The 21,748-nt window shown below is 68.0% G+C and carries 27 protein-coding genes, 1 tRNA gene, 1 other RNA gene, 1 pseudogene and 1 other annotated feature; of the genes and pseudogenes, 24 read left to right on the top strand and 6 right to left on the bottom strand.

Going from position 1 to position 21,748, the window contains the following annotated elements; genetic code table 11:
- Positions 1-7: 7 nt before the first annotated feature.
- Positions 8-1,141, bottom strand: a complete 1,134-nt coding sequence (locus MTQ12_RS15285) for a site-specific integrase (protein WP_247619054.1) — start codon at positions 1,139-1,141, stop codon at positions 8-10.
- Positions 1,116-1,721 carry a helix-turn-helix transcriptional regulator gene (locus MTQ12_RS13635; protein ID WP_247619053.1) on the bottom strand — a complete coding sequence of 202 codons (606 nt, stop codon included), beginning with the start codon at positions 1,719-1,721 and terminating at the stop codon, positions 1,116-1,118. The genes MTQ12_RS15285 and MTQ12_RS13635 overlap by 26 nt, the downstream gene beginning before the upstream one ends.
- Between MTQ12_RS13635 and MTQ12_RS13630 the strand changes: the two genes are divergently transcribed.
- The 15 genes from MTQ12_RS13630 to MTQ12_RS13560 all read left to right on the top strand — a co-directional run bounded on the left by MTQ12_RS13630 (position 1,720) and on the right by MTQ12_RS13560 (position 10,548).
- Complete coding sequence (locus MTQ12_RS13630) at positions 1,720-2,004, top strand: helix-turn-helix domain-containing protein (RefSeq protein WP_247619052.1); 285 nt, start codon at positions 1,720-1,722, stop codon at positions 2,002-2,004. The two genes, MTQ12_RS13635 and MTQ12_RS13630, sit on opposite strands and share 2 nt — an antisense overlap.
- Positions 2,001-2,531 (top strand): hypothetical protein, encoded by a 531-nt coding sequence (locus MTQ12_RS13625; RefSeq protein WP_247619051.1) that lies wholly within the window; start codon positions 2,001-2,003, stop codon positions 2,529-2,531. Before MTQ12_RS13630 ends, MTQ12_RS13625 begins: the two co-directional genes overlap by 4 nt.
- A complete protein-coding gene (locus MTQ12_RS13620; protein WP_247619050.1) occupies positions 2,528-2,866 on the top strand; it encodes a hypothetical protein in 339 nt (112 codons plus the stop codon). Before MTQ12_RS13625 ends, MTQ12_RS13620 begins: the two co-directional genes overlap by 4 nt.
- Positions 2,863-3,492: a hypothetical protein gene (locus MTQ12_RS13615; RefSeq protein ID WP_247619049.1), complete on the top strand. Its 630-nt coding sequence runs from the start codon at positions 2,863-2,865 to the stop codon at positions 3,490-3,492. The genes MTQ12_RS13620 and MTQ12_RS13615 overlap by 4 nt, the downstream gene beginning before the upstream one ends.
- Entirely contained in the window at positions 3,489-3,683 is a 195-nt protein-coding gene (locus tag MTQ12_RS13610; RefSeq protein WP_247619048.1) for a hypothetical protein, read from the top strand. Before MTQ12_RS13615 ends, MTQ12_RS13610 begins: the two co-directional genes overlap by 4 nt.
- On the top strand, positions 3,680-4,126 hold the full coding sequence (locus MTQ12_RS13605) for a hypothetical protein (protein ID WP_247619047.1): 447 nt from the start codon (positions 3,680-3,682) through the stop codon (positions 4,124-4,126). The genes MTQ12_RS13610 and MTQ12_RS13605 overlap by 4 nt, the downstream gene beginning before the upstream one ends.
- Positions 4,127-4,260: 134 nt before the next feature.
- Entirely contained in the window at positions 4,261-5,583 is a 1,323-nt protein-coding gene (locus MTQ12_RS13600; RefSeq protein WP_247619046.1) for a terminase large subunit, read from the top strand.
- 11 nt (positions 5,584-5,594) lie between these two features.
- Positions 5,595-6,914, top strand: a complete 1,320-nt coding sequence (locus MTQ12_RS13595) for a phage portal protein (RefSeq protein WP_247619045.1) — start codon at positions 5,595-5,597, stop codon at positions 6,912-6,914.
- Entirely contained in the window at positions 6,911-7,486 is a 576-nt protein-coding gene (locus tag MTQ12_RS13590; protein ID WP_247619044.1) for a hypothetical protein, read from the top strand. Before MTQ12_RS13595 ends, MTQ12_RS13590 begins: the two co-directional genes overlap by 4 nt.
- Before the next feature lie 11 nt (positions 7,487-7,497).
- Entirely contained in the window at positions 7,498-7,968 is a 471-nt protein-coding gene (locus tag MTQ12_RS13585) for a hypothetical protein (protein WP_247619043.1), read from the top strand.
- A gap of 17 nt (positions 7,969-7,985) precedes the next feature.
- A complete protein-coding gene (locus tag MTQ12_RS13580; RefSeq protein ID WP_247619042.1) occupies positions 7,986-8,216 on the top strand; it encodes a hypothetical protein in 231 nt (76 codons plus the stop codon).
- Positions 8,217-8,326: 110 nt separating this feature from the next.
- Positions 8,327-9,199 (top strand): phage major capsid protein, encoded by an 873-nt coding sequence (locus MTQ12_RS13575; RefSeq protein WP_247619041.1) that lies wholly within the window; start codon positions 8,327-8,329, stop codon positions 9,197-9,199.
- Positions 9,199-9,516 (top strand): hypothetical protein, encoded by a 318-nt coding sequence (locus MTQ12_RS13570; RefSeq protein WP_247619040.1) that lies wholly within the window; start codon positions 9,199-9,201, stop codon positions 9,514-9,516. Before MTQ12_RS13575 ends, MTQ12_RS13570 begins: the two co-directional genes overlap by 1 nt.
- Positions 9,516-9,905 (top strand): DUF6093 family protein, encoded by a 390-nt coding sequence (locus tag MTQ12_RS13565; protein WP_282599400.1) that lies wholly within the window; start codon positions 9,516-9,518, stop codon positions 9,903-9,905. The genes MTQ12_RS13570 and MTQ12_RS13565 overlap by 1 nt, the downstream gene beginning before the upstream one ends.
- Positions 9,906-10,086: 181 nt before the next feature.
- Entirely contained in the window at positions 10,087-10,548 is a 462-nt protein-coding gene (locus MTQ12_RS13560; protein WP_247619039.1) for a hypothetical protein, read from the top strand.
- Between the two features lie 126 nt (positions 10,549-10,674).
- Here the strand turns inward: MTQ12_RS13560 and rnpB are convergent.
- An RNA gene (gene rnpB, locus MTQ12_RS13555) (RNase P RNA component class A) lies at positions 10,675-11,052 on the bottom strand.
- A 109-nt stretch (positions 11,053-11,161) separates the two neighbouring features.
- Here rnpB and MTQ12_RS13550 point away from each other — a divergent pair.
- On the top strand, positions 11,162-11,914 hold the full coding sequence (locus tag MTQ12_RS13550; protein ID WP_247619038.1) for a peroxide stress protein YaaA: 753 nt from the start codon (positions 11,162-11,164) through the stop codon (positions 11,912-11,914).
- Between the two features lie 165 nt (positions 11,915-12,079).
- Here MTQ12_RS13550 and MTQ12_RS13545 read toward each other — a convergent pair whose 3' ends face one another.
- Positions 12,080-12,811: a hypothetical protein gene (locus MTQ12_RS13545; protein ID WP_247619037.1), complete on the bottom strand. Its 732-nt coding sequence runs from the start codon at positions 12,809-12,811 to the stop codon at positions 12,080-12,082.
- Between the two features lie 2 nt (positions 12,812-12,813).
- Entirely contained in the window at positions 12,814-13,734 is a 921-nt protein-coding gene (locus tag MTQ12_RS13540; protein WP_247619036.1) for a Nif3-like dinuclear metal center hexameric protein, read from the bottom strand.
- Between the two features lie 113 nt (positions 13,735-13,847).
- Here MTQ12_RS13540 and MTQ12_RS13535 point away from each other — a divergent pair, with 113 nt between their 5' ends.
- Positions 13,848-15,362, top strand: a complete 1,515-nt coding sequence (locus tag MTQ12_RS13535; protein WP_247619035.1) for a fatty acyl-CoA synthetase — start codon at positions 13,848-13,850, stop codon at positions 15,360-15,362.
- Between the two features lie 63 nt (positions 15,363-15,425).
- On the opposite strand, the gene MTQ12_RS13530 is transcribed toward MTQ12_RS13535, so the two are convergent.
- The gene (locus tag MTQ12_RS13530) at positions 15,426-16,484 is read right to left on the bottom strand and encodes an SDR family oxidoreductase (RefSeq protein WP_247619034.1); all 1,059 of its coding nucleotides are present in this window, start codon (positions 16,482-16,484) and stop codon (positions 15,426-15,428) included.
- 59 nt (positions 16,485-16,543) lie between these two features.
- On the opposite strand from MTQ12_RS13530, the gene MTQ12_RS13525 reads away from it, so the two are divergent.
- The 7 genes and pseudogenes from MTQ12_RS13525 to MTQ12_RS13495 all read left to right on the top strand — a co-directional run.
- Entirely contained in the window at positions 16,544-17,632 is a 1,089-nt protein-coding gene (locus tag MTQ12_RS13525) for a WYL domain-containing protein (RefSeq protein WP_247619033.1), read from the top strand.
- Positions 17,633-17,689: 57 nt separating this feature from the next.
- A complete protein-coding gene (locus MTQ12_RS13520) occupies positions 17,690-19,060 on the top strand; it encodes a solute carrier family 23 protein (RefSeq protein ID WP_247619032.1) in 1,371 nt (456 codons plus the stop codon).
- Between the two features lie 84 nt (positions 19,061-19,144).
- A complete protein-coding gene (locus tag MTQ12_RS13515) occupies positions 19,145-19,696 on the top strand; it encodes a GNAT family protein (protein WP_247619031.1) in 552 nt (183 codons plus the stop codon).
- 178 nt (positions 19,697-19,874) lie between these two features.
- Positions 19,875-19,948, top strand: a tRNA-Val gene (locus MTQ12_RS13510).
- Positions 19,949-20,216: 268 nt separating this feature from the next.
- On the top strand, positions 20,217-20,567 hold the full coding sequence (locus MTQ12_RS13505; protein ID WP_247619030.1) for a hypothetical protein: 351 nt from the start codon (positions 20,217-20,219) through the stop codon (positions 20,565-20,567).
- A 305-nt stretch (positions 20,568-20,872) separates the two neighbouring features.
- Positions 20,873-21,000 (top strand) — a sequence feature (AL1L pseudoknot).
- Entirely contained in the window at positions 20,908-21,366 is a 459-nt protein-coding gene (locus MTQ12_RS13500; RefSeq protein ID WP_247619029.1) for an IS3 family transposase, read from the top strand. (Overlaps the previous feature by 93 nt.)
- A gap of 12 nt (positions 21,367-21,378) precedes the next feature.
- Positions 21,379-21,681, top strand: a pseudogene (locus MTQ12_RS13495) (DDE-type integrase/transposase/recombinase); the annotation flags it as partial.
- Between the last annotated feature and the right edge of the window lie 67 nt (positions 21,682-21,748).

Here is a 21,748-nt window from a genome sequence, read left to right as displayed (position 1 = left end):
TAACGCTCTAATCCGCCGCCGCAGTCCGCAAATAGTCCGCCGAATACCCAAGAACCTCCGCTAGCACTGCTCCCCCGGCCGCTCGAGTCTTGTCCTCGGCAGACGGCCAGATGTGCGAGTAGGTGTCCAAGGTGATCGACGGCGAAGAGTGCCCGAGCGCGCGCTGCACCGTCACGACGTCGCACCCCTGCGCGATCAGGCCGGAGGCGTAGAAGTGCCGGAGGTCATGCAGGGTGAACTCGTCGAGACCGGCACGCGACCGGGCCGTTCTGAACCGTTGCGCAGCGGACTTCCGCGTGAACTGGCGGGGGCCGTTCGAGAACACCCAAGCCGCGCCTGTCTCGTCGTGCCAGGCACCGAAGTTCCGCAGGTGCTCCGCCAGGATCGTCGTCAGGCCCTCCGCGACGTACACGACCCGCTCGGAGCCGTCCTTGGGCGCGACAACCTGGACGTCGCTGTTCGACTCCCCCTGGATCTGACGCTCGACGGTGATCGTGCGCCGCAGGAAGTCGACATCGGGGACCTGTAGGCCGGCCACCTCCCCCAGCCGGAGGCCGGCGAACGCGGCCACGGCGATGAACGCTCGGAAGTACGTGTCCGCCGCTTCCATCAGCTGACGCACTTCTGACGGCGTGGGGATGCGCATTGACGCCTCGGCGCGCCGCTTCCGTGGCAGCTGGGCGCCCTCAGCAGGATTCCGGGCGATCACGCGCTCCTTGACCGCGGCGATGAAACACATGCTGACGAACTTGTACCGCGTCTCGATGGTCGCCGGAGACAGGCCAGTCGGCTTCTTCTCCGTCGCGACTGTCATCGACTTCACCCAGCCCTGCACCTCGGCGTGCGTGATCTTCTTGAGCTCCCGGTCGAGGAACGGTGTCGATTCGAGCGCGTACTGCGCCTGCACCGATGTGCGCTGAGTCCACACCTTCGTGCTCGACCAATACTCGTACCACGACCGCAGGGTGACCCTGCCGGCCTGGGGGTCGACGTAGTCACCGCGCACTATCGAGGCGGTGACCGTGTTCAGCCAGCCCTGCGCGTCGATCTTCCGGTCGAAGTGGCGAGCGTGCTCCTTGCCGTCGTGGTCGCGGTATCGGGCGCGCCACCTGCCGTTAGGACGCTTCTGGATCGAGGACACCGTATACCTCCATCATCGCCGTGACGAACGGACCCTTCTCGTGTTCGAGTTCGGCGATTGGGTCTTCTCGCTTCAGGCGCTTGTCATCCCGAAGCCGATCAATCTCGATCTTCTCTGCCCGATCTGCCTTTACGTCTTCGACAATCTCATCCGGTGTAGTAGTGACGAGCCCCTCGATCACCCTCTCAAACGGAGGCAACGTCTTGCCGAACGGGTAGGAGTCCGCTTTCAGCGCAAGGGTCAGCTGCAGCTCGTAAAGCTCTTCCATCCCCTCCTTGATCGACTGGATCTTGTTCTGCACCGCGTATGAGAGCTCCACGATGTCATTTGCCGGCGGGGACTGTAGCAGGTCGATCACGAAGGTCTCGAGCACCTTCGCCAGAATGAGCAGTTCGCCAACACTTACCGTCCGCTCCCCCTTCTCTGTGCGTGAGACCGTCATCTGGTTGTAGTTCGTCGCACCCGCAGCGACCATGCGGCGCGCGAGTTCCGACTGTGACCACGACCTCTGCTCTCGCAGTCGCTTCACATTCTCCGCGACCCACCTGTCGCCTTCTCGATCAAGCCCTTCGTCAACCATGGACACATACTCCCACACAGGTGTTGCAAATCTCAACGAGTTACCTATACTAGCTTTGTCGTTTGAATTCACCACACAAGTGAGGAGGAGGGCAATGGCCGACAAGTTGCTCTACATCGAAGAGGTAGCGGAGATGCTGAGGAAGTCGCCCGCTTCCCTGCGGTATCAGATCCACAAGGGCGAGAACATCCCGCCGTCTGCAAAGGTGTTCGGCCGGCGCATGTTCCGGGAGTCCGACGTCGTCAAGTGGCTCGACGAACAGTTCGAGAAGGAGACGGCATGAGCATCGCCTACAAGTGCGACTGCGGGTGGCTGGTCACAGACGGAGGCCCCGACGACGTCTGGGACGACACGAACCAGCTCATCGACGACCACGTCGAGAACTGCCGCATGAATGAGAACGACGGCCCCGCCAACCGCCAAGAAGCCGGGACCGCCGAAGATCCGAACCCCTATCAGAAGGAACAGATCGTGAAGAACGATACCGCCAAGTCTACCCACCCGGACACTCTGTGGCACCCCGTCTGGTGCGACCCGAAGCACTGCTCAGCGGACAACAACGCACCTCGGGATCTTGCGCACCAATCCGTGCCCATGAAGTCCGGGCGCGGATGGGAACAACTCACCGGAGAATGGAAGGCCGCCGCCCAGCTCATGCGCCTCGACTGGGAAGGCGACGGCGACAAGCGCACCTTCGCCGTCATCCGCTTCAACGACTCCGAAGATCTGGCGCTCCACGAAAGCGACCTCACCCAGCTCATCGGATTCCTCGAGGCTGTCCGCATCCGACTGTGGGAGGCAACGGCATGAGCGACTACATCATCGTCGACGACAACGGCATCCCCGACTCGGTCATCAACAGCCTCGAGATCACCGACGCCGGCTTCACCCTCGCCTGCCGCCTCGGAGCCGCCCGCGGGGACCAGACAGCGATCACCGACGCCGTGGCCGAGGTGCTGCACGAGTGGGACGACAGCGCACGATTCGTGTTCGTCTCCGCGCTCACGCAGCTCGCCCGCGACCTGGTGCCGATGGTCGCCAGCCTCGCCAAGGCATCGACCGGGGTGGACTGGCACGCCCACTGCGAGGCCATGCTCTCCGATGACTACGACCCCTCGAAGGTGGACGGTGGTGGTGCCGGATGACGTGGGCCAAGTACGGCACCGAGTTCTTCGACCAGCTCGTCGACGCGAGCTTCCCCGATGACCTCGACGACGCCTGCCAGCTCACCCACACCCAGGCCCTCCACTACCTCTACTCCGTCGAGGCGATGGACATGACCTTCCCGAAGAACGCACTGCCGAGATTCGCCACGAGCCGGAAGGCTGAGGCTGCCGCCCGGATCCTCTCCGACCGCGGCATCTGGGAGGACCGAGGCAGCCGGTACAAGGTGCTCCACCATGAGGACATCTTCCGGCAGTCGCTCGGCTACCAGCTCAAGGAGCGGGTGCGATCGAAGGAGGCGATGCGGAAGCGGCGCGGCAAGGGACCGGATGGCAACCCTCCCCCGGGTGTTACGCAGGATGTTACGCGTCACGTTATGCGAACACAGTCAGACAGTCATTCAGCCAATACGAAGAAGGATTTACCCGACTTCGATTCTGAAACTGGTGAAGTCCTCGACGATCCTCCGAAGCTCCATGCGGTCGATGACATCGGCTACGACCCGGATGCGTATGAGGACTACCTGTCCGAGGTCGAGCGCGTGCCGAAGAACCATGACGAGCTGGTCGCGACGAGTCCGTTCGCTCGGAAGGGAGCGTTGGGATGAGTGATGGTCGGTCGCGTCGCCGGCTGGTCGTGGTCCCGGGCCGCGAGCACCCCACCCACCACGAGAGCTACAAGTCCGGTGCCACTGTCCGCCTGGGCGACCATTACGCCTACCTCAGCAAGGCCGATTGCTACCGCCTCGCGGACCAGCTCGTCGACCTCGCCGAACGATTCGAAGACGGAGACCGATGAGCCGGCTGTTCAAACCCTGCATCACATGCGGCCTCCCAGGACCCGACCGCTACTGCCCCGAGCACACACCAGCCAGGAGGATGCCCAAGGAGTCCCCCCGGAAACGCGGGTACGACTCCACCTGGGACCGGCTGAGCATCCGCGCCCGCAAAGCCCAGCCCTTCTGCCTCGACTGCGGACGCACCGACGACCTCACCACCGACCACTCCGCCGAAGCCTGGGAACGCTACGAGCAGGGGAAGGTGATCCGCCTCGAGGACGTCGCCGTTCGCTGCCGGTCCTGCAACTCGATGAAGGGAGACCCCCGCAACACGCGACCTGTGGAAAACGCTGTGGACAGAGGGGATGAGGGGTTGACAAAACCCCAAAGGACCCCCGGGGCAAGGCATACTTTCAGTTATACCCCCAGGGGGTATTCGAGTGGTGAGGGGGGTGTGTCGTGAGGGCGGGTCCGAAGGGGTCGATCACTGCGGAGCCTCTGGATTTCAGGGGGTGGCCGCGGGATCGGGCGAAGCGTCGCCTGCGGTTCATTCGGGAGTTCCTGGTGGTGCCGAAGGGTCATGGTGCTGGGAAGCCGGTGCGCCTGCGGGAGTTCCAGAAGGAGATCATCGCGGGTGCGTTCGCGAAGGGTGTGCGCACGGCGCTGGTGTCTCTGCCCCGCGCTAATGGGAAGACGGCGTTGGCGGCGATGCTCGCAGTGGCGGAGCTGTTCTGCGGTGCGGAGTCTGCGGAAGTGCTCGTCGTCGCCTCGGATCAGCGGCAGGCGAACATCACTCTGCGGATGGCGAAGCGGATGATCGAGCTGAACCCGGAGCTGGCGGAGCGCGCTCACATCTACCAGGACCGGATCGTCGTCCCGGAGCGGGATTCGATTCTGCTGCCCCTGCCTGCCGATCCTGGCGCTCTGCATGGCCATGATCCGTCGCTGCTCGTCGTCGATGAGTTGCACGTGGTGACCGAGGCGGTGTGGGAGGCCGTGTCGTCGATGACGGGTAAGCGGGACGAGTCTCTGACGTTGGCGATCTCGACGCCGGCGACGTCGCAGGACTCGATCATGTGGCGGCTCGTGGAGCATGGGCGGGCTGGTGATGATCCGGCGTTCTGGTTCCGGGAGTACGCGGCACCGCCGGGGTGCGCGACGGATGACCGGGAGGCGTGGAAGATCGCGAACCCGGCCCTGTCGTGTCGGGATCCGTTCCTCGCGGAGGACGGGTTGGCATCCGCCAGGCGGACGCTCAGGGAACCGGTGTTCCGGCAGCTGAGGTTGGGCCAATGGGTGACCGGAGTGGATTCGTGGATGCCTCATGGCGCGTGGGACCAGGTGGCCGACCCCACCAGGACGGTCCGAGCTGGGGAACGGGTGGTGCTCGCATTCGACGGTTCCGCCTCCGGTGACTCCACGGCGCTCATGGGCTGCACGGTCGATGGCCGGCACCTGTTCGTCGTCGGCCTGTGGGAGAACCCTGGGGATCCACGCTGGCGTGTGCCCCGCGCCGAGGTCGCCCGGACTATCGCGTCGGCGTTCGAGAAGTTCGACGTCCTCGAGTTGGCCGCGGACCCGTGGGGGTGGAGATCCGAGCTCGAGGCGTGGGCGGAGCAGTTCGGTGAACGGCACGTCATCGAGTGGAACACCGCGAACGCCCGGGTCATGGCCCCGGCCACCGATCGCATGTATCAAGCGGTCGTGGATCATGCGCTGTCCCACGACGGGAACGCGGACCTGGCGAAGCACATTGCGCACTGCGTGGCCGAGCGCACCACGTTGGGCGATCTGGTGAAGAAAGACAAGAAGAACAGCCCCCGGAAGATCGACGCGGCGGTCGCTTCGATCGTCGCCTTGGACCGGGCGGCCTGGCACTCAACGAACACGAAGAAGCGTCGCGTGGCGGCGTTCAGATGATTGGAGAACACATGTTGGACATCGTGAAGAAGCTGTCGGAGAAGATCGACGAATCCCAGCACGACCTCAAGACCCTCGACGACTACTGGAACGGCGAGCAGCCGGCCGCGTTCCTCTCCCCCGAAGCACGCACCGCCCTGGGGAATCGGCTGCGCGGCCTCGCCGTGAACTTCCCCCGCCTCGCAGTCACGTCGCTCACGGAGCGGTTGCAGGTGACCGGGTTTCTCGCTGACGGGGCGGACAACGCCGATGAGGGCCTGTGGCGGATCTGGCGGCGCAACGGGATGCAGGACGCCTCAGTGCAGGCCCACACGGACGCACTCGTCTACGGTCGGTCGTTCGTCATGGTGTGGGCCGGTCAGGACGGTGCCCCGCGCATCAGCGTGGAATCACCCCGCAACACCGCTGTGATCCACGACCCGGCCACCCGACAGGTCATCGCCGGTCTCAAGCGGTGGGCCGTGGCCGGCACAGGGCATGCCGTCCTCTACCTCCCGGACCGGATCGTGAAGTACACGTCGAAGGCGAACATCACCGACAGCGTGTTCCCCACGACCGCATGGTCCCACGCGGAGACGATCCCGAACCCGCTGGGGGTGCCGCCGATCGTGCCGCTGGTGAACCGTGGCCGGCTCCACCAGCTCGACGGGGTATCGGAGATGAGCGACATCCTCGACCTCGCCGACGCGCTGAACAAGCTCACCAGCGACATGATGGTCACCAGTGAGTTCTTCGCTCGACCCCGCCGCTGGGTGACCGGCCTTGAACTCGTCGAGGATGACGACGGCAACGTTGTCAACCCGTTCTCCGATGAGGCGGGCAAGCTGTGGCAGTCCGAAGCCCCGGAAACGAAGTTCGGCCAGTTCGACCCCGCCCAGCTCGACGGGTACACCGACGCGGCCGCGCTGCTCACCCAGCAGATCGGCGCGCTGTCCGGCCTGCCCCCGCACTACCTCGGCCTCAACGGGGACCAGCCGCCGTCCGCCGATTCGATCCGGTCCGCGGAATCGTCCCTGGCGTCACGCTGCTACACCTTGCAGCGCACGTTCGGCATGGCGTGGTCCGACGTCATCAAACTCGTTGTCGCCGTCCGGGACGGGTCGGATCCCCTGGCCCTGGACTACGACACGATCTGGTCCTCCCCCGAGACCCGCACCCCGGCCCAGGCCGCGGACGCCGCGGTGAAGCTCTCGCAGATCGGGGTGCCGCTGCCGGTGATCCTCGCGGATACCCTCGGCATGTCTCCGCAGCAGGTGGAGCGGGTCCGGGATGCCGGTCGCGCTCAGGCTCTCGATAACGCCGGCGTGGATCTGGAAGGACTGTTGCAGTGACCTACCAGGACACCCTCGATCGGCTCTCCGAGGACACCCAGCAGCGGGTCCTCAAGGTCCTCGCCGCCTACCTCGCCGGGGATCTCGCGGACATCGAGTTCGAGGCGCTGGTGGTGGCGATCATCCTCACCGCCCAGGACCGCGGCGCGGCTGTAGCAGACCTGTCGCTCTCGACTCAGGTGACAGCCGGCACCGGTCGGGCTGTGGCCTCGCAGGGCCGACGCAACCCGAACACCGCCCAGCAGGTCCGGCAGGCGGTGAAGACCACGATGGAGCGCGCACAGTCCCCGGAGGATCTGGAAATGCGTCTGGTGCGGATGGCCGATAACGAACCCCGGTACGTCGCCCGCGACACCTATCAGCGAAGCCTGCGAGCATCCTCCCGCATCGAGGGGTGGACCCGCGGCCTCGATTCCGACCCGTGCGAACTCTGCGTGTGGTGGTGGCGGGGCGGCCGGGTATGGCCGAAGGACTACCCCTTGCAGCATCACAAGGGATGCAACTGCACTCAGGTGCCCGTGATGACGAAGTACCAGCCCGAGGTTCCGCACTCGCGGATCCTCTCCCGATGAAAGGAAAGAACATGCCCGAGAACTCGACCGAGAACATCGAGCCGCAGGGCGATGAGGTTACTCACGATAACCCCATCGACGAGGGTCCTGCGTCGAACGCACACCCCGAGGAAACTCAGGAAACTGTGGAAAACGAATCCGAGGCGACAGCAGAAAACACGTTCCCTCGGGAGTACGTGGAGAAGCTGCGCGCCGAGAACGCCGAGAACCGCGTCAAGGCGAAGAAGGCCGACGACTACGCCCAGCGCCTCCACACGGCCCTCACCGCCGCTACAGGCCGCCTCGCAGACCCGAGTGACCTGCCGTTCGAGGAATCCCACCTCGAGGACCCCGAGGCCCTGGAAACGGCGATCACGGACCTGTTGACGAAGAAACCGCACCTTGCCTCGCGCCGGCCCTCGGGAGACATTGGTCTCGGAGTCCACGGCGACAGCCCGGACACCACAAACCTCGCCGGACTACTGAAAGCGAACGCATCATGACCGAGTTCTCACGCCGCATGACCGAGTTCAGCGGACTGTTCCGCTCCCACACCTACCAGGTCGAGGACTTCCTCTCCCTCGACGACGTGATCGAGCAGAACCTCACCACCCTCGCCGCCGAAGGATACGAGCTGCACGCCGGCCCGATCATCACCCAGGCGCAGGACGGGAAGATCTGGTTCACCAACGTGTTCCGCAGACTGCGCGAGAACCAGAACGCGAGCACCACGATGCACGGCTTCAATTAATACCCCTAGGGGGTATACAATCGAGGGAGTGGCCCAGGCGGTCACTCCCTCGTTTGCTTGCCAGGCGCAAGACGAAGAACACATCACCACTTTCGTCTTAGGAGACCGTCATGGCAGTATCCACCACCACCGCAAACGAGCTGACGCAGGAGCAGGTTCAGAAGATCCTCGTCCAGCCGCTCGAAGCCAAGTCCCTGTTCCTCGCCTCCGGCCCCCGCATCTTCGACACCAACGGGTCCCAGGTCCGCGTCCCCAAGATGGGCGGCCCCACCACCCCGGCATGGCACGGCGAGAACGAGCAGATCACCGAACAGGACCCCGAGTTCGACGAGATCACTCTGCTCCCCTCGACGATGAAGTCCGTCAAGGTCCTCACCCGCTACTCCAACGAGATGGCCCGCCAGTCGATCGTCAGCCTCGACGCCGCGCTCAAGGACCGGCTCGTCACCGATGTGGCCTCCACCCTCGACGCCGCGTTCTTCGGCAGCACCGGCGACGGCATCACCACCCCCAAGGGAATGCTCGCCTGGGAAGGTGTGCAGACTCTCGATGCCGCCGCCGCTGACATCGGACTCGACGCTCTCGTCGATGCCTGGGGAATGGCTCTGGCCGCGAACGTCGATATGGCCCGCCTGCGCTGGTTCATGCGCCCGGAGGCGTTCACCGCCCTGCGGAAGATCAAGCAGGGCACCGGCTCAAACCAGTATGTCCTCACCCCGGACGCCACGCAGGACGGCGTGTTCCGCCTGTTCGGATCTCCCGTCGTCATCACCCCGCGCCTCCCCCTCGATGGTGAGTCGCAGCAGTCGGTGGTCCTCGCGGACATGACGCAGGTGGCCGTGGCCCGCGACCAGGCCCCCACGGTGAAGATCCTCGATCAGACCTTCGGGGACTTCGATCAGCAGGCCATCCGCGTCACCGCCCGCTATGACGTCGCCCCGCTCAACCCCGAGGCCGTCGTCCGTATCGAGAACGTGGCCTGATGACTCTCGAGGCCATTGACGTGGCGCGGTTCCTCGGCCAGGGCGATGACGACGAAATCATCGCCCTGGCCGGGGTGCACCTGCCCGTGGTGACCGCGTTCGTCCGCGGCTACACCCGAGGCCGCGGCTTCACCAGCGGAGAACCGAACGAGGACCTGGCCCACGTCATCATCACTGCGACCGCCCGACTCACGATCAACCCGGAGCAGAACCGGCGCGTGTCCGTTGATGACTACTCGCAGACGTACACCACCCTCGACGGCTTCACGCTCCCCGAGCTCGCGATCCTGCACCTGTACCGACGGAGGTCCGCCTGATGCTCCCCCAGGCCGTCAGATCGTCCCAGCGGGCCGCAGAACGCCTCATGGTGGACTCGTGCACGATCGAGCGCGTCACCGGCGTGAAGGTGGATCCACTCACTGGGATGGACGTTCCCACCGTGGAATCCATCTACGCCGGCAAGTGCAAGGTGCAGCTCACCCGCGCCCAGGGAAGCACCGTCGATGCCTCCGGCTACCTCGCCACGATCCAGGACTACGAGCTGCACATTCCCGTTTCCGCACCGACCCCGCACCCCGGGGACGTGGTGACGCTGACGGCCGCGCCCGGAGATCCCGAACGTGGGGGCCGGCAGTACCGGATCACCGCAGTGTTCGAGAAGACGATGCAGTCCGCGCAGCGCCTCACGATGGAGCGTGACACCTAGACCGGCGTCAACCACTCCGGGATGCACTGGGTAAGTGGCTCCCCCGGGACGGATGGTGACGAGCAGGCCACCCTTTCTGGGCCAGCCAAGACTCACCAGCGCCAGAGGCCCCCGGCATGGTGCCTGCCAGCCGGGGGCCTCACTCTGCCCGCGAGGACCATAATTCCGGTACACTTAGACCATGAGCAGGGGTCTGGGGAGAGTCGAGCGGGGTGTCCTCGAGCACCGCGCAGGGTGCCCGTCCGCGACGACCCGGCAAACTGCCGAGCACGTCTACGGCGCACCGGCCACAGAATCCCAGATGCGGGCCGTTCGCCGCTCGGTGGCGCGACTGGTAGAGAAGGGTCTGTTAGGCGGCCCGTCTGAGCCTGTTTCTGAGCCGCCTGAGCATGGTCTGATCCGTGCGGAGATCGACCGGCTCGCCGCGACGGGTGAGGAGTTCGACGCGGACACGGTGCGCCGCCGCTTTGCCGGCGATGACGAGGACAGTCGCACTGTCCGCAGAGCCCTCTACTACCGTCCTCGGTTGATCGGTGCGCTCATCGGTGGGGCTGCTCGCCGGGGTGTGATCTCGCGGGTGGGCATGGTGCGCAGCGGGCGCAGCTCGAGGAAGTCGGGCCGGGGGATGCTGTGGACTGGGTGAACCGTCAGTCCGCACACAGTCCGCAAGAAGTCCGCAAACGGGCCGCATCCGACAACAACCGGCCACCAAGCCGAGGCCACGAGGACCGCGAGAAATCAACGATCTCAGCAAATCCCACGAAGGGGTGAGGACAGGCCGCCTGTACGCCGGGTTCTGTCCACGGGCCGGTTGCCCGGACACCGTTCGACGGTCATCTGTCTAGGGCCGCCGTCACCGACGGCCTCGAGCGATCCACCCGACAGCTCGGGCGAGCAGCCCTCGGACGCTGTCTGTCTGATCTTGCTCCCAGCGGGGTTTACCCAGCGATTCCGGTCACCCGGAACCCTGGTGGTCTCTTACACCACCGTTTCACCCTTACCGGCCTGCACCAGGCAGGCAGGCGGTCTGCTCTCTGTTGCACGTGCCCGCGGGTCGCCCCGGGTGGGTGTTACCCACCGCTGTGCTCTGCGGAGCCCGGACGTTCCTCGTCAGCGTTCCCGCTGCCGCGACCGTCCGGCGACCTGTCCTCGATCACCCAGTGTAGTCGCAGGCCGCCCGAGCCCGGGCCACGCCGTCCTCGCTGAGCATAACCCCGGGTCAGGGGGCGGTTGGGCGGCCTCTAGGATGGTGGACCGTGATCATCCTCCTCCCACCCTCCGAGGGCAAGACGCCCGCCGCGACCGGACCGCGCCTCGACCTCGACGCGCTCAGCCTGCCGGAGCTCACCGGCGCCCGCGCCGAGGTGCTCGATGCACTCGCCGAGGTGTCCGCCGCCCCGGATGCGCTCGACCGGCTGGGCGTCGGGGCGGGCATCGCCGAGGACGTCGCCCGCAACACGCGGCTCACCGAGATCCCCTGCGCGCCGGCGCTCGACACCTACTCCGGAGTCCTCTACTCGGCGCTCGGCCGGCTCACCCCGACGGCGCGTGCCCGACTCGAGCACGTCTGGGTGTCCTCGGCGCTGTTCGGGATCGTCGCCGCACTCGACCCGATCCCCGCCTACCGCCTGTCGATGAAGACCCGGCTCTCCGGCCAGGTGCTCTCCACCTGGTGGCGCACCCGCCTCACGCCGGTGCTGGATGACGAGTTCGCCGGGCAGCTCGTCCTCGACTGCCGCTCGACGGAGTACCGGAAGTCGTGGCCGGGCCCGCCGGAGCGCACCGCCGTCGTCGACGTGTACACCGAGTCCCGGGGCCGGCGCACCGTGGTCTCGCACAACGCCAAGCACACGCGCGGAGAGCTCGTCGGCCGCCTGCTGCGCTCCCGGGCCGCGCTGCCGGAGGACTTCCGCGGCCTCGTCACGGCGGCGAAGCGGTACCACGCGGTCGAGTTCACTCCCCCGCAGGGCCGGCAGCCGGCCCGGCTCGACATCATCCTGCCCGGCTGAGGCGCCGGAGCGGGGCGGGCCTCCGGACGACGGCGGGTTCCGGGTGCAGTCCGGTGCGGATACCAGCGAGTAACCGCACTGAAGTGGCTGTTGAGTGCCAGAACCGCACTGAGGTGGCTCCGGAACCGGCGCTTCGCACCGCGGCCGTCCAGCTGGTCCGTGCCGTCAGCCCAGCGGCGTGACGAGGAGCGTCTCGCAGGAATCGCATTCGACGACCGTGCCGGGCTCGGAACCGGAGAGCGCATCGCGGGCGACGCCGCTGAGCTCGTCGCCGCAGGCGCCGCAGGTGCCGTGAGCGAGCACTGTGGCACCGATCTGGCCCGCGGTCTCCTTCGCGCTCAGCCGCTGCCGGATGTCGGCCGGGAGCTTCTCCGCCGTGCCGGCGCGCTCGGCTTCGAGCTCCGCGGCCTCGGCGGCGAGCTCCTCGGCGCGTGCCTTGCGCTCGGCCTGGAGGTCCTTGCCGCGGGCGGCGATCGCCGCGCCCTCCTGCCGCAGGTCCCGGATCTCCGCGTCCTGCTCCTCGACCGTGCCGAGCGAGGTGAGCTGGTCCTCCTCGACCGTCTCCCGCGCGGTCTTCGCGGTCTCGATGTCGCCCTGGAGCGCCACGAGGTCGCGGGAGGTCAGCCCCTCACCCGAGGCCAGGCGGGACTCCATCCGCTCGATCGTCGCCCCGCGGGCGGCGACGTCGGTCTCGAGCGCGGTGGCGCGCTCGGACTCCGCGGTGCGGGTCGCCTCGAGGGCGGCGATGCGCTCGGCGTTGGCCTTGTGCTCGGCGGCGAGCCCGCGGAGCTGTTCGAGGAGCTCGGCCTGCTTCGCGGCGTGGACGTTCTTCCGCAGGCGGGCGGACAGATCGATCCAGTCGAGGAGGGCGCGGTGTTCGGTGTCGGTGAGCGGCATTCTCAGTCCTCGGTCGGAGCGGACGGGTCGGCGGCCCCGGGCCCGAGCGGTGCGGGACGGGTGGCGCCCGGTTCATCGAGCGGCTGGTCGATGCGCAGCGTCCACGGGTCGGTGCGGGTGCGCGACACGGTGATGTCGAGGGCGCATCCGGCGTCCTCGGCCGCGGTCGCGAGCTGGTCGGCGGCCCGATCGAGCCACAGCGCCTCTGCCGCCCAGTGGGAGATGTCGATGAGGTGCGGGGTGTCGTCGGTCCGGTGTGCGGTGTCCCGGGCCTCGCTGGCCGGGTGGTGGCGCAGGTCGGAGGTGATGTAGACCTCGGCGCCGGAGGCGCGCACAGCGTCGAACAGCGAGTCGCCTGCGCCGCCGAGCACCGCGACCCGTGTCACCTCGGCCGCAGGGTCTCCGGCGATCCGCACTCCGGTCACGGTCGGATCGAGCACCTCTGCGAGTCGGCGGGCGAGGTCCTCCACGGTCTGCACCGCAGACAGGGTGCCGACCCTGCCGATGCCCACCCCGGCGGGCGCCTCGGCGGTGGGGGCCAGCGGAGCCGTATCGGTGAGGCCGAGGGATTCGGCGAGCACGTCGGAGACCCCGCCGAGCGCGGAGTCCGCGTTCGTGTGCGCGTTGAACTGGGCGACGCCAGCGCGGATCAGGGCATGGACCGCACCGCCCTTGAGGGTGCCGGCATTGACGGAGGTGACCCCGCGCAGCAGCAGCGGGTGGTGGGTGATGAGCATGTCGTACCCGCCGTCGACCGCCTCGGCGACGACGGCGTCGACGGGATCGAGAGCGAGCAGGATGCTGCGCACGGGAGCATCCGGGTCGCCCACGGCGAGCCCCACGGTGTCCCAGCTCTCGGCGTAGGCCGCCGGCCACAGCTGCTCGCACAGGTGGATGATCGTTCTCACGGTCGCGGTGCTCATGGTGCCACCGTAGTACACGCCCACCCGCCGCCGAGGCGGTGTGCCGGTGCGCGGTGCCGTTCGGAGAGCGGACAGCCCTGGGAAGGTGGCGCGGCGCACATTAGGGTGGTGCCATGAACTCGATCCCAGCGCTGCGATCCAGCACCATCGCCGACCTCCTCCGCCGCACCGCCCGCCGCACCCCCGAACGGACCGCCCTCGTCTTCGCGGACCGCACGTGGACCTACGCCGAGCTCGACACCGCGGTGACCGCGCTCGCCCGGCACCTGCTCGCCCAGGGGCTCGAGCACGGTGACCGGGTGGCCGCGTACGGCAGGAACTCCGACCTCTACGCCCTCGTCTTTTTCGCCACCGTGCGCGCCGGCCTCATCCACGTGCCGGTGAACTACCAGCTCAAGACCGACGAGCTCGAGTACATCCTCGACAACTCCGGGGCTCGCCTGGTGATCTCGGACGCCGCGATGGCCGCCGATGTCGACGCCACCGAGGCCGGTCGCGCAGCGCTGCGAGCGGACTTCGAGGACCTCCTCGACACCGTCCAGGCTTCGGACGTCGCTCCGGAGGCGATGGGCGAGTTCGACGTCACCGACACCGACGTCGCCCAGCTGCTCTACACCTCGGGCACGACCTCGCTGCCCAAGGGAGCGGTGATGACGCACCGCGCGCTCATGCACCAGTACATGAGCTGCCTCGACGTCCTCGACTTCGATGCCTCCGACCGGCAGGTCCATGCGCTGCCGCTCTACCATTCGGCGCAGATGCACGTGTTCCTCGTCCCCGCGCTCATCAAGGGCGCGCTCAACATCATCGTGCCCGCCCCTGTGCCCGGCGAGCTGCTCGAGCTCATCGAGGCCGAGCGGATCAACACCTTCTTCGCCGCGCCGACCGTTTGGGTCGCGCTCGTCAACCACCCGGACTTCGCCACCCGGGACCTCACGAGCCTGCGCAAGGCATACTACGGGGCGTCGATCATGCCCGGGCCCGTGCTCCACAAGCTCGTCGCCCACCTCCCCGAGCTCGGCTTCTACAACTGCTTCGGGCAGTCCGAGATGGGCCCGCTCGCCACGGTGCTGAGGCCCGAGGAGCACCAGGATCGGCTGGGCTCGGCCGGACGCCCGGTGCTGTTCGCCGAGACCCGCGTCGTCGACCCCTCCGGCGTGGACGTGGGACCGGGCGAGCACGGCGAGATCCTCTACCGCTCCCCGCAGCTGTGCGAGGGCTACTGGAACAAGCCCGAGGCCACGGAGGAGGCGTTCCGCGACGGCTGGTTCCACTCCGGTGACCTCGTGATCCAGGACGCCGAGGGGTACGTCGAGGTCATCGACCGGGTCAAGGACGTCATCAACACCGGCGGGGTGCTCGTCGCGAGCCGGCAGGTCGAGGACGCGATCTTCGAACTCGACTCCGTCGCCGAGGTCGCCGTCATCGGGATGCCCGACGAGAAGTGGATCGAGGCGATCACCGCCTATGTCGTGCCCAAGGACGACTCCCTCACCGAGGCGCAGGTCATCGAGCACGTCAAGGGCCGGCTCGCCGGCTTCAAGGTGCCCAAGGCGGTCCACTTCGTCTCCGAGCTGCCGAAGAACTCCGCGGGCAAGATCCTCAAGCGCACGCTGCGCACCGGCTGAGCCCGGACCGGCCGAGCCCGCGCCGGGTTGCCCGGGCTCGGGTTCCAGCGCCTCGGCGGGGGTTCAGCGGAAGTCGCCGATCTCGATCGATTCGACCGGCTGGGTCTCGAAGGCGGCCATGAAGCGCCACGTGTCCGGGCGGGAGCCGTCGACGTCGGTGAGCCCGTAGTGCCCGGCGAGCTCGAAGGAGCTCGTCGATCGCGTGTTCCACCGGGCGCGCTCGGGGTCCGCGGCCAGGGCTGCGATCCCCCGGGCCAGCAGCGCCGGGGTCTCCGAGATCCCGAACTCGTAGGGCGGCACGACGTCGGTGCGCCCGCGGTTCGCTGCGGCGGCGGCCGCCCAGGTGTCCTCGGTGACGCCGAAGTGGTCGAGCATCATCTCCGATCGCAGCCAGCCCGGCGTCACCGACACCGCGGTGCAGCCGTGGGGCCGGAGCTCGTGGCCCTCGGCGAACGCCAGCCGGTCCACGGCGGTCTTGGTGAGGTCGAGGAACACCGTGGAGCGGAAGTGCTCGGCGTTGTACTCCCGCGTGCCGTCGGTGACCTCGACGACGAGACCGCCGGAATTCCGGATGAGCAGGCCGAGCGCGCAGCGGCTGGTGATGAGGTGGGTGAGGTACCCGGTCTCGAACAGCCGCATCCCGCGGTCGAATTCGTACTCCCACAGCGGGGTGTCGAACTCGACGTAGGCCTCTCCCCCGATGTCGTTGACGAGGATGTCGAGGCGCCCGTGCATCTCCTCGATCCGCTCGACGAGCGCGGTCACCTGCGCGATGTCCCGGTGGTCGACGACCGCGGGGTGGGCGGTGCCGCCGGCGGCGCGGATGAGCTCCGCCGTCTCCTCGACGGTCTCCGGCCGGTCGTAGTCCGACGGCGCGGCGGGCGTGGAGCGGCCGGTGCAGTGGACCTCGGCGCCGGCGGCGGCGAGCTCCCGGGCGATCGCGCGGCCGGCGCCGCGGGTGGCCCCGGTGACGAGCGCGATCCGCCCGCTGAGCGGCTGTGGGTCGGTGGGTGCGGTGGTGTCGGGAGCGGGTGCGCGGGTCGCTTCGGGTCCGGTGGCCTCGGGAGCGGCGGTCTCGGGAGCGGGTGTGCGGGGTTCCTGGGGTGTGCTCGTCTCGTCCATGGATCCAGCGTCCCACTCATTCCCGACAGACCGTGTCGTGAATGGTCTAGGCTTCGCGCATGCGCTCGACCCGGCTGCTGTCGCTCATCATGGATCTCTCGCGCCTGCGCACCACGAGCGTGGGGGTGCTCGCCGAGCGCCACGGGGTGTCCGAGCGGACCGTGCAGCGCGACCTCGCCGAGCTGCAGGCGATGGGGGTGCCGGTGTGGACGCGCACCGGTCCGGCCGGCGGGGTCGGGATCGTCGAGGGCTGGTCGTCCCCGATCACCGGGATGCCGCAGCAGGAGATCACCGCGCTGCTCCTCGGGGAGGCCGCGGCGCGCGAGCTCGGCCTCGCCGGGGAGCACCGGGCGGCGCGTCTCCGGCTGCGCGGGGAGTTCGGCGCGCCGGAGGCGGACGGGCACGACGCCGACGGCATCGAGCAGCGGGTGCTCGTCGACGCCGCGGCGTGGTTCACCGAGACCGAGGAGCCGCCGGCGCTCGCCGCGGTGTCCCGGGCCGTGTGGACCGGGCGGCGCCTGCGGATCCGCTACCGGCGCGGGACCGCTGCCGTGTCGCGCCTCGTCGACCCCCTGGGCCTCGTCCTCAAGACCGACCGCTGGTACCTCGTCGCCGCGCACCGCAGGGCGTTGCGCACCTACCGGGTGTCCCGGATCGCCGCCGCCCGGGTGGTCGAGGCGCCCGCGCGGCGGCCGGCCGGGTTCTCCCTGGCCGAGCACTGGGCGCAGGCCCGGACGGCCTTCGAACGCGGGCTGACAGGCATCACCGTCCGGGTCGCGGTGGACCGGTCCGCGCTGCCCGCCCTGCGGCACGCCGTCCCGGGTGCGGGCGCCTCGGCGGCGGTCGATGCAGCGGAGCCCGATGCGGCGGAGCACGGTGCGGTGCACGGTGATACCGGCGCGCCTGCGGCGCGGATCGTCGTCGAGCTGCCGATGGAGACGGAGGCGATCGCCGTCTCCCAGCTGCTCCAGGTCCCCGCCGTCGAGGTGCTCTCCCCCGCCCCGGTCCGCGAGGAGGTGGCCCGGCGGGGTCGCGCACTGTGGGAGGCCAACACCCGGGGCGCCGTGCCGGATGGGGAGCCGGATGCACGGCGGGCGGGATCGCCGGGTGCACGGCCGGGTGGGCGGCGCGAGCCCGGGACTCCGTAGGATGTCCCTGGTCCGGTCACCGGCCCAGGTCCCGTCACACCACATCAGGAGACACCGATGTCAGACTCCTCTCCGCGGTCCCGCACCCCGTTCTGGACGCTCCACGGCGACGGCCGGCGGATCGGACCCGGTGAGGTCGTCCTCCCGCAGGAGCGGCTGTCGTGGCCGCGCACCGTGGGGATCGGCGCCCAGCACGTCGTCGCGATGTTCGGTGCGACCTTCCTCGTCCCGCTGCTCAGCGGGTTCCCGCCGGCGACCACCCTGTTCTTCACCGCTATCGGCACGATCCTCTTCCTCCTCGTCACCGCCGGGAAGATGCCGTCCTACCTCGGCTCCTCGTTCGCGCTGCTCGCACCCCTGGCGGCGGTGACGGGATTCGACCCGGAGTCCGGCACCGCGGTGGATCCGGCGAAGATGGCGCTCGCGCAGGGCGGCATCGTGTCCGTCGGCATCCTGCTCGCCGTCATCGGGCTCGTCGTCCACCTCGTCGGGACACGCTGGATCGAGGTGACGATGCCGCCGGTCGTCACCGGCACGATCGTCGCGCTCATCGGCTTCAACCTCGCGCCGGCGGCGTGGAACTGGGTGCAGATGGCGCCGCTCACCGCGGTCATCACGATCGCCGCGATCCTCCTCACCACGGTGCTGTTCAAGGGGATCATCGGGCGCCTGTCGATCCTCGTCGGGGTGCTCGTCGGGTACCTCGCCGCCGCCCTCCAGGGCGAGGTCGACTTCGCCGCAATCGGCCAGGCCGGCTGGGTCGGCCTGCCGGACTTCCATGCGCCGGCCTTCGACTTCGCGCTCCTCGGCCTGTTCCTCCCCGTGGTGCTCGTGCTCGTCGCGGAGAACATCGGGCACGTGAAGTCGGTGTCGGCGATGACGGGTCAGGACCTCGACCCGATCACCGGGCGCGCCCTGCTCGCCGACGGTCTCGCGACGACGCTTGCGGGCTCCGGGGGCGGTTCGGGCACGACGACGTATGCGGAGAACATCGGCGTCATGGCCGCGACGCGCGTCTACTCGACGGCCGCCTACGTCGTCGCCGCGCTCATGGCGCTGTGCCTGAGCATGCTCCCGAAGTTCGGCGAGGCGATCGCGACGATCCCGCCGGGCGTGCTCGGGGGTGCGGCGACCGTGCTCTACGGCATGATCGGGCTGCTCGGCATCCGGATCTGGGTGCAGAACCGCGTCGACTTCTCCGACCCGGTCAACCTCAACACCGCCGCTGTCGCCCTCATCGTCGCGATCGCGAACTTCACGATCATGGCCGGCGACCTCACCTTCGAGGGGATCGCGCTCGGCAGCGCGTGCGCGATCGGCATCTACCACCTCATGCGCGCGCTCTCCCGCTGGCGGGGCACGAGCGTCGAGGCGGCGAGCCCCGCCTCGGTCCCGGGCGGCACGGAGCTCGAGGACGAGCGCCGGTAGGACGGGCGGGCGACGGTAGGAGGGCGAGCGGCGGGCGGCGGGCAGTGCCCGGCTGCGGCTCCGCTCCGTCGTAGGGTGGCGGGCATGGATTCCCTGCCGCTGCCCCTGCGCACCCCGCGACTCACGCTGCGCCCGCACCGCCTCGACGACTCTGCGGCGCTGCTCGCCTACTACTCCCGGCCCGAGGTCGCGGTGCACCTGCTCGAGGAGCCGTGGACGCCGGAGTACGCGGCCGAGCAGTCGCGGTCGCTCACCCAGCGCACCGGGTTGGAGACCGCGGCGCGGGCGCTCGCGCTCGTCATCGAGCACGAGGGGCGGGTCATCGGCGACATCGCCCTGTGGCTCACCGACGAGGAGCTCCCGGTGGCGGAGATCGGCTGGGTGCTCGACCCGACTCGTGGTGGGCGGGGTTTCGCCGCCGAGGCAGCCGGGGCGCTGCTCCGGGCCGGGTTCGAGACCTACGGCCTGCACCGGGTGGCCGCGCAGATGGATGCTCGGAACACCGCCTCGGCGCGGTTGGCCGAGCGGATCGGAATGACCCGCGAGGCGCACCTGCGCCAGAACTGGTGGAGCAAGGGCGAGTGGACGGACACCGTGGTCTACGGCGCCCTGTCCACCGATGCGCTGCCGGGATGACCGAGCTGGTGGTGGCGGGCGCCGGCGGGGTCGGACGACGGCGGCACCCGGTGCCGCCGGGCGGCCGTGTCGTCGCCCTGCAGTGCTGTCGGCGGTGTGGCATACTGATTCCGCTGTCAGCGCGGGCTCGTCCGGGATCGGTTCCATCGGTTCCCGGAGGCGCGCAGGGCAGCGATCGGGGCCTATAGCTCAGTTGGCTAGAGCATCTCGTTTACACCGAGAGGGTCGGGGGTTCGAGTCCCTCTGGGCCCACCCGACGCACAAGGCTCGAACCCTTGCCAACAGAATCGTTGGTGGTGGTTCGGGTCTTGTCTGCGTTCTCGGCCCAGGTGAGGGCGTTGGCGTTGATCTCGGGGTCCAGGAGCATCTCGAAGGGCCGGTTGTTCTCGACGCGCAGTTCGTCGTCTTCGTCGATGTAGACCTTGGTGAAGAACGCCTGGTTGCATAGGCGCCTGTTGGCGTCGTCGCACCGGGTGTAGATGTCAGTGCAGTTGGTCAGCAGGTTCAGGGCGTCATCGAGATGGGCACGGGCTTCGGCGTACTCGCCGTGGTGGGCGCCGATGCGCCGGTTGACTTGGTCGAGTTCGCCCAGGATGCGGTCTTGTTCGCGTTTGAGCAGAGCAAGCGGGATCGCGTCGGCGTAGTGGGCTTGCAGGAGCCGTTCCTGCTCGTGTTGAAGGTGGTCGCGGTTGGCGGTGAGCTGGGCCAGTTCGTCGACCTCTGCGGACATGAGCCGGTCGAACTCGTGGTGCAGCATCCCGGCGAGTGCTTCGTGCTGAGCGGGGGTGATCTGGATGCGCTGGTAGTAGTCCTCGATGAGTTTCTCGACATCGGCGATCATGCATCGCCCCGGGAATACTGGAGACAGTGAAGCCACGGAAAGGACCTTCCTGTCATGCCGAACCAACGTAAGTACCCTCTCGAGCTACGGGAGCGCGCGACTCGCATGGTGCTCGACGCTCTCGAGTCCGATTTCGATTCGAAACGCGGTCTGTACCGCCGCATCGGTGACCAGCTCGGTGTGAACTCCGAGACTCTGCGTTCCTGGGTCAAGCAGTCACAGATCGATGCCGGCGATCGGCCCGGCACGACCACTGTTGAGTCGATGCGAATCAGCGAGTTGGAACGAGAGGTTCGGGAACTCCGTCGAGCAAACCAGATCCTGAAGTCCGCTTCAGCTTTTTCGCAGCGGAGCTCGACCGCCCATCACGGTGATCTGCTCGTACATCGACGAGTACAAGGAAGAGTTCGGAGTCGAGCCGATCTGCACCACGCTGCGCAATGCTGGCGTGCAGATCGCTCCGAGCACTTACTACGCCCGAACCCACCGACAGCCGTCTGCACGCCACCGACGAGACGAGGTCCTGAAGGAGGAGATCAGTCGCGTGCACGCGGAGAACTATGACGCGTTCGGCGCGAGGAAGATGCATATCGTCCTCAACCGGCAGCCCGCCAGGCCCGACCGCGGGCATGTCGCCCGGTGCACGATCGAACGTCTCATGCGTGATCTGGGGCTGCGCGGGATCAGGCGGGAGAAGACCCCGCACACGACTCGTTCAGCGCCGAGGGAGCTCTGCCCTACCGATCTCGTCGATCGGCATTTCGAAGCGTGTGCCCCGAACCACTTGTGGGTAGCGGACATCACGTATGTGCGCACCTTCTCCGGCTGAGTATACGTCGCGTTCGTCACCGATGTATTCAACCGCGAGATCGTGGGTTGGCAGGTATCGAGGTCATTGCACACAACACTCGCTCTGGATGCTCTGCAGATGGGCATCTACCAGCGTAAACGTGCAGGTGATGACCTGTCCGGGCTGATCCACCACAGTGATCGCGGAGTTCAGTATCGTGCGATTCGCTACGGCGAGGCTCTCGCTGAGCAGGATGCTGTGGCGTCAGTCGGGTCAAAAGGCGACTCATATGACTGTCAGTCTGTTTCTGCCGGGTTCCGCGAGAATCGGGTAGTCCCGGCCGGCGCGGTTTGACCCTTGCTTATGATTGGCCCGCATGGTGCCTTTGCGTTGATCTGTCGACCGTCCGGCCGGGGCTGTA

The sequence above is a fragment of the Brevibacterium sp. R8603A2 genome (genome assembly GCF_023072605.1).
In the GTDB taxonomy this organism is placed as follows: domain Bacteria; phylum Actinomycetota; class Actinomycetes; order Actinomycetales; family Brevibacteriaceae; genus Brevibacterium; species Brevibacterium pityocampae.
This window is presented reverse-complemented; position numbering and strand designations above follow the sequence as displayed.

Coding starts and splice junctions, on each gene's coding strand:
- MTQ12_RS13630 (WP_247619052.1), top strand. CDS start 1,720: ATGGACACATACTCCCACACAGGTGTTGCAAATCTCAACGAGTTACCT.
- MTQ12_RS13635 (WP_247619053.1), bottom strand. CDS start 1,721: ATGGTTGACGAAGGGCTTGATCGAGAAGGCGACAGGTGGGTCGCGGAG.
- MTQ12_RS13625 (WP_247619051.1), top strand. CDS start 2,001: ATGAGCATCGCCTACAAGTGCGACTGCGGGTGGCTGGTCACAGACGGA.
- MTQ12_RS13620 (WP_247619050.1), top strand. CDS start 2,528: ATGAGCGACTACATCATCGTCGACGACAACGGCATCCCCGACTCGGTC.
- MTQ12_RS13615 (WP_247619049.1), top strand. CDS start 2,863: ATGACGTGGGCCAAGTACGGCACCGAGTTCTTCGACCAGCTCGTCGAC.
- MTQ12_RS13610 (WP_247619048.1), top strand. CDS start 3,489: ATGAGTGATGGTCGGTCGCGTCGCCGGCTGGTCGTGGTCCCGGGCCGC.
- MTQ12_RS13605 (WP_247619047.1), top strand. CDS start 3,680: ATGAGCCGGCTGTTCAAACCCTGCATCACATGCGGCCTCCCAGGACCC.
- MTQ12_RS13595 (WP_247619045.1), top strand. CDS start 5,595: ATGTTGGACATCGTGAAGAAGCTGTCGGAGAAGATCGACGAATCCCAG.
- MTQ12_RS13585 (WP_247619043.1), top strand. CDS start 7,498: ATGCCCGAGAACTCGACCGAGAACATCGAGCCGCAGGGCGATGAGGTT.
- MTQ12_RS13580 (WP_247619042.1), top strand. CDS start 7,986: ATGACCGAGTTCAGCGGACTGTTCCGCTCCCACACCTACCAGGTCGAG.
- MTQ12_RS13575 (WP_247619041.1), top strand. CDS start 8,327: ATGGCAGTATCCACCACCACCGCAAACGAGCTGACGCAGGAGCAGGTT.
- MTQ12_RS13570 (WP_247619040.1), top strand. CDS start 9,199: ATGACTCTCGAGGCCATTGACGTGGCGCGGTTCCTCGGCCAGGGCGAT.
- MTQ12_RS13565 (WP_282599400.1), top strand. CDS start 9,516: ATGCTCCCCCAGGCCGTCAGATCGTCCCAGCGGGCCGCAGAACGCCTC.
- MTQ12_RS13560 (WP_247619039.1), top strand. CDS start 10,087: ATGAGCAGGGGTCTGGGGAGAGTCGAGCGGGGTGTCCTCGAGCACCGC.
- MTQ12_RS13545 (WP_247619037.1), bottom strand. CDS start 12,811: ATGCCGCTCACCGACACCGAACACCGCGCCCTCCTCGACTGGATCGAT.
- MTQ12_RS13540 (WP_247619036.1), bottom strand. CDS start 13,734: ATGAGCACCGCGACCGTGAGAACGATCATCCACCTGTGCGAGCAGCTG.
- MTQ12_RS13535 (WP_247619035.1), top strand. CDS start 13,848: ATGAACTCGATCCCAGCGCTGCGATCCAGCACCATCGCCGACCTCCTC.
- MTQ12_RS13530 (WP_247619034.1), bottom strand. CDS start 16,484: ATGGACGAGACGAGCACACCCCAGGAACCCCGCACACCCGCTCCCGAG.
- MTQ12_RS13525 (WP_247619033.1), top strand. CDS start 16,544: ATGCGCTCGACCCGGCTGCTGTCGCTCATCATGGATCTCTCGCGCCTG.
- MTQ12_RS13520 (WP_247619032.1), top strand. CDS start 17,690: ATGTCAGACTCCTCTCCGCGGTCCCGCACCCCGTTCTGGACGCTCCAC.
- MTQ12_RS13515 (WP_247619031.1), top strand. CDS start 19,145: ATGGATTCCCTGCCGCTGCCCCTGCGCACCCCGCGACTCACGCTGCGC.
- MTQ12_RS13505 (WP_247619030.1), top strand. CDS start 20,217: ATGGGCACGGGCTTCGGCGTACTCGCCGTGGTGGGCGCCGATGCGCCG.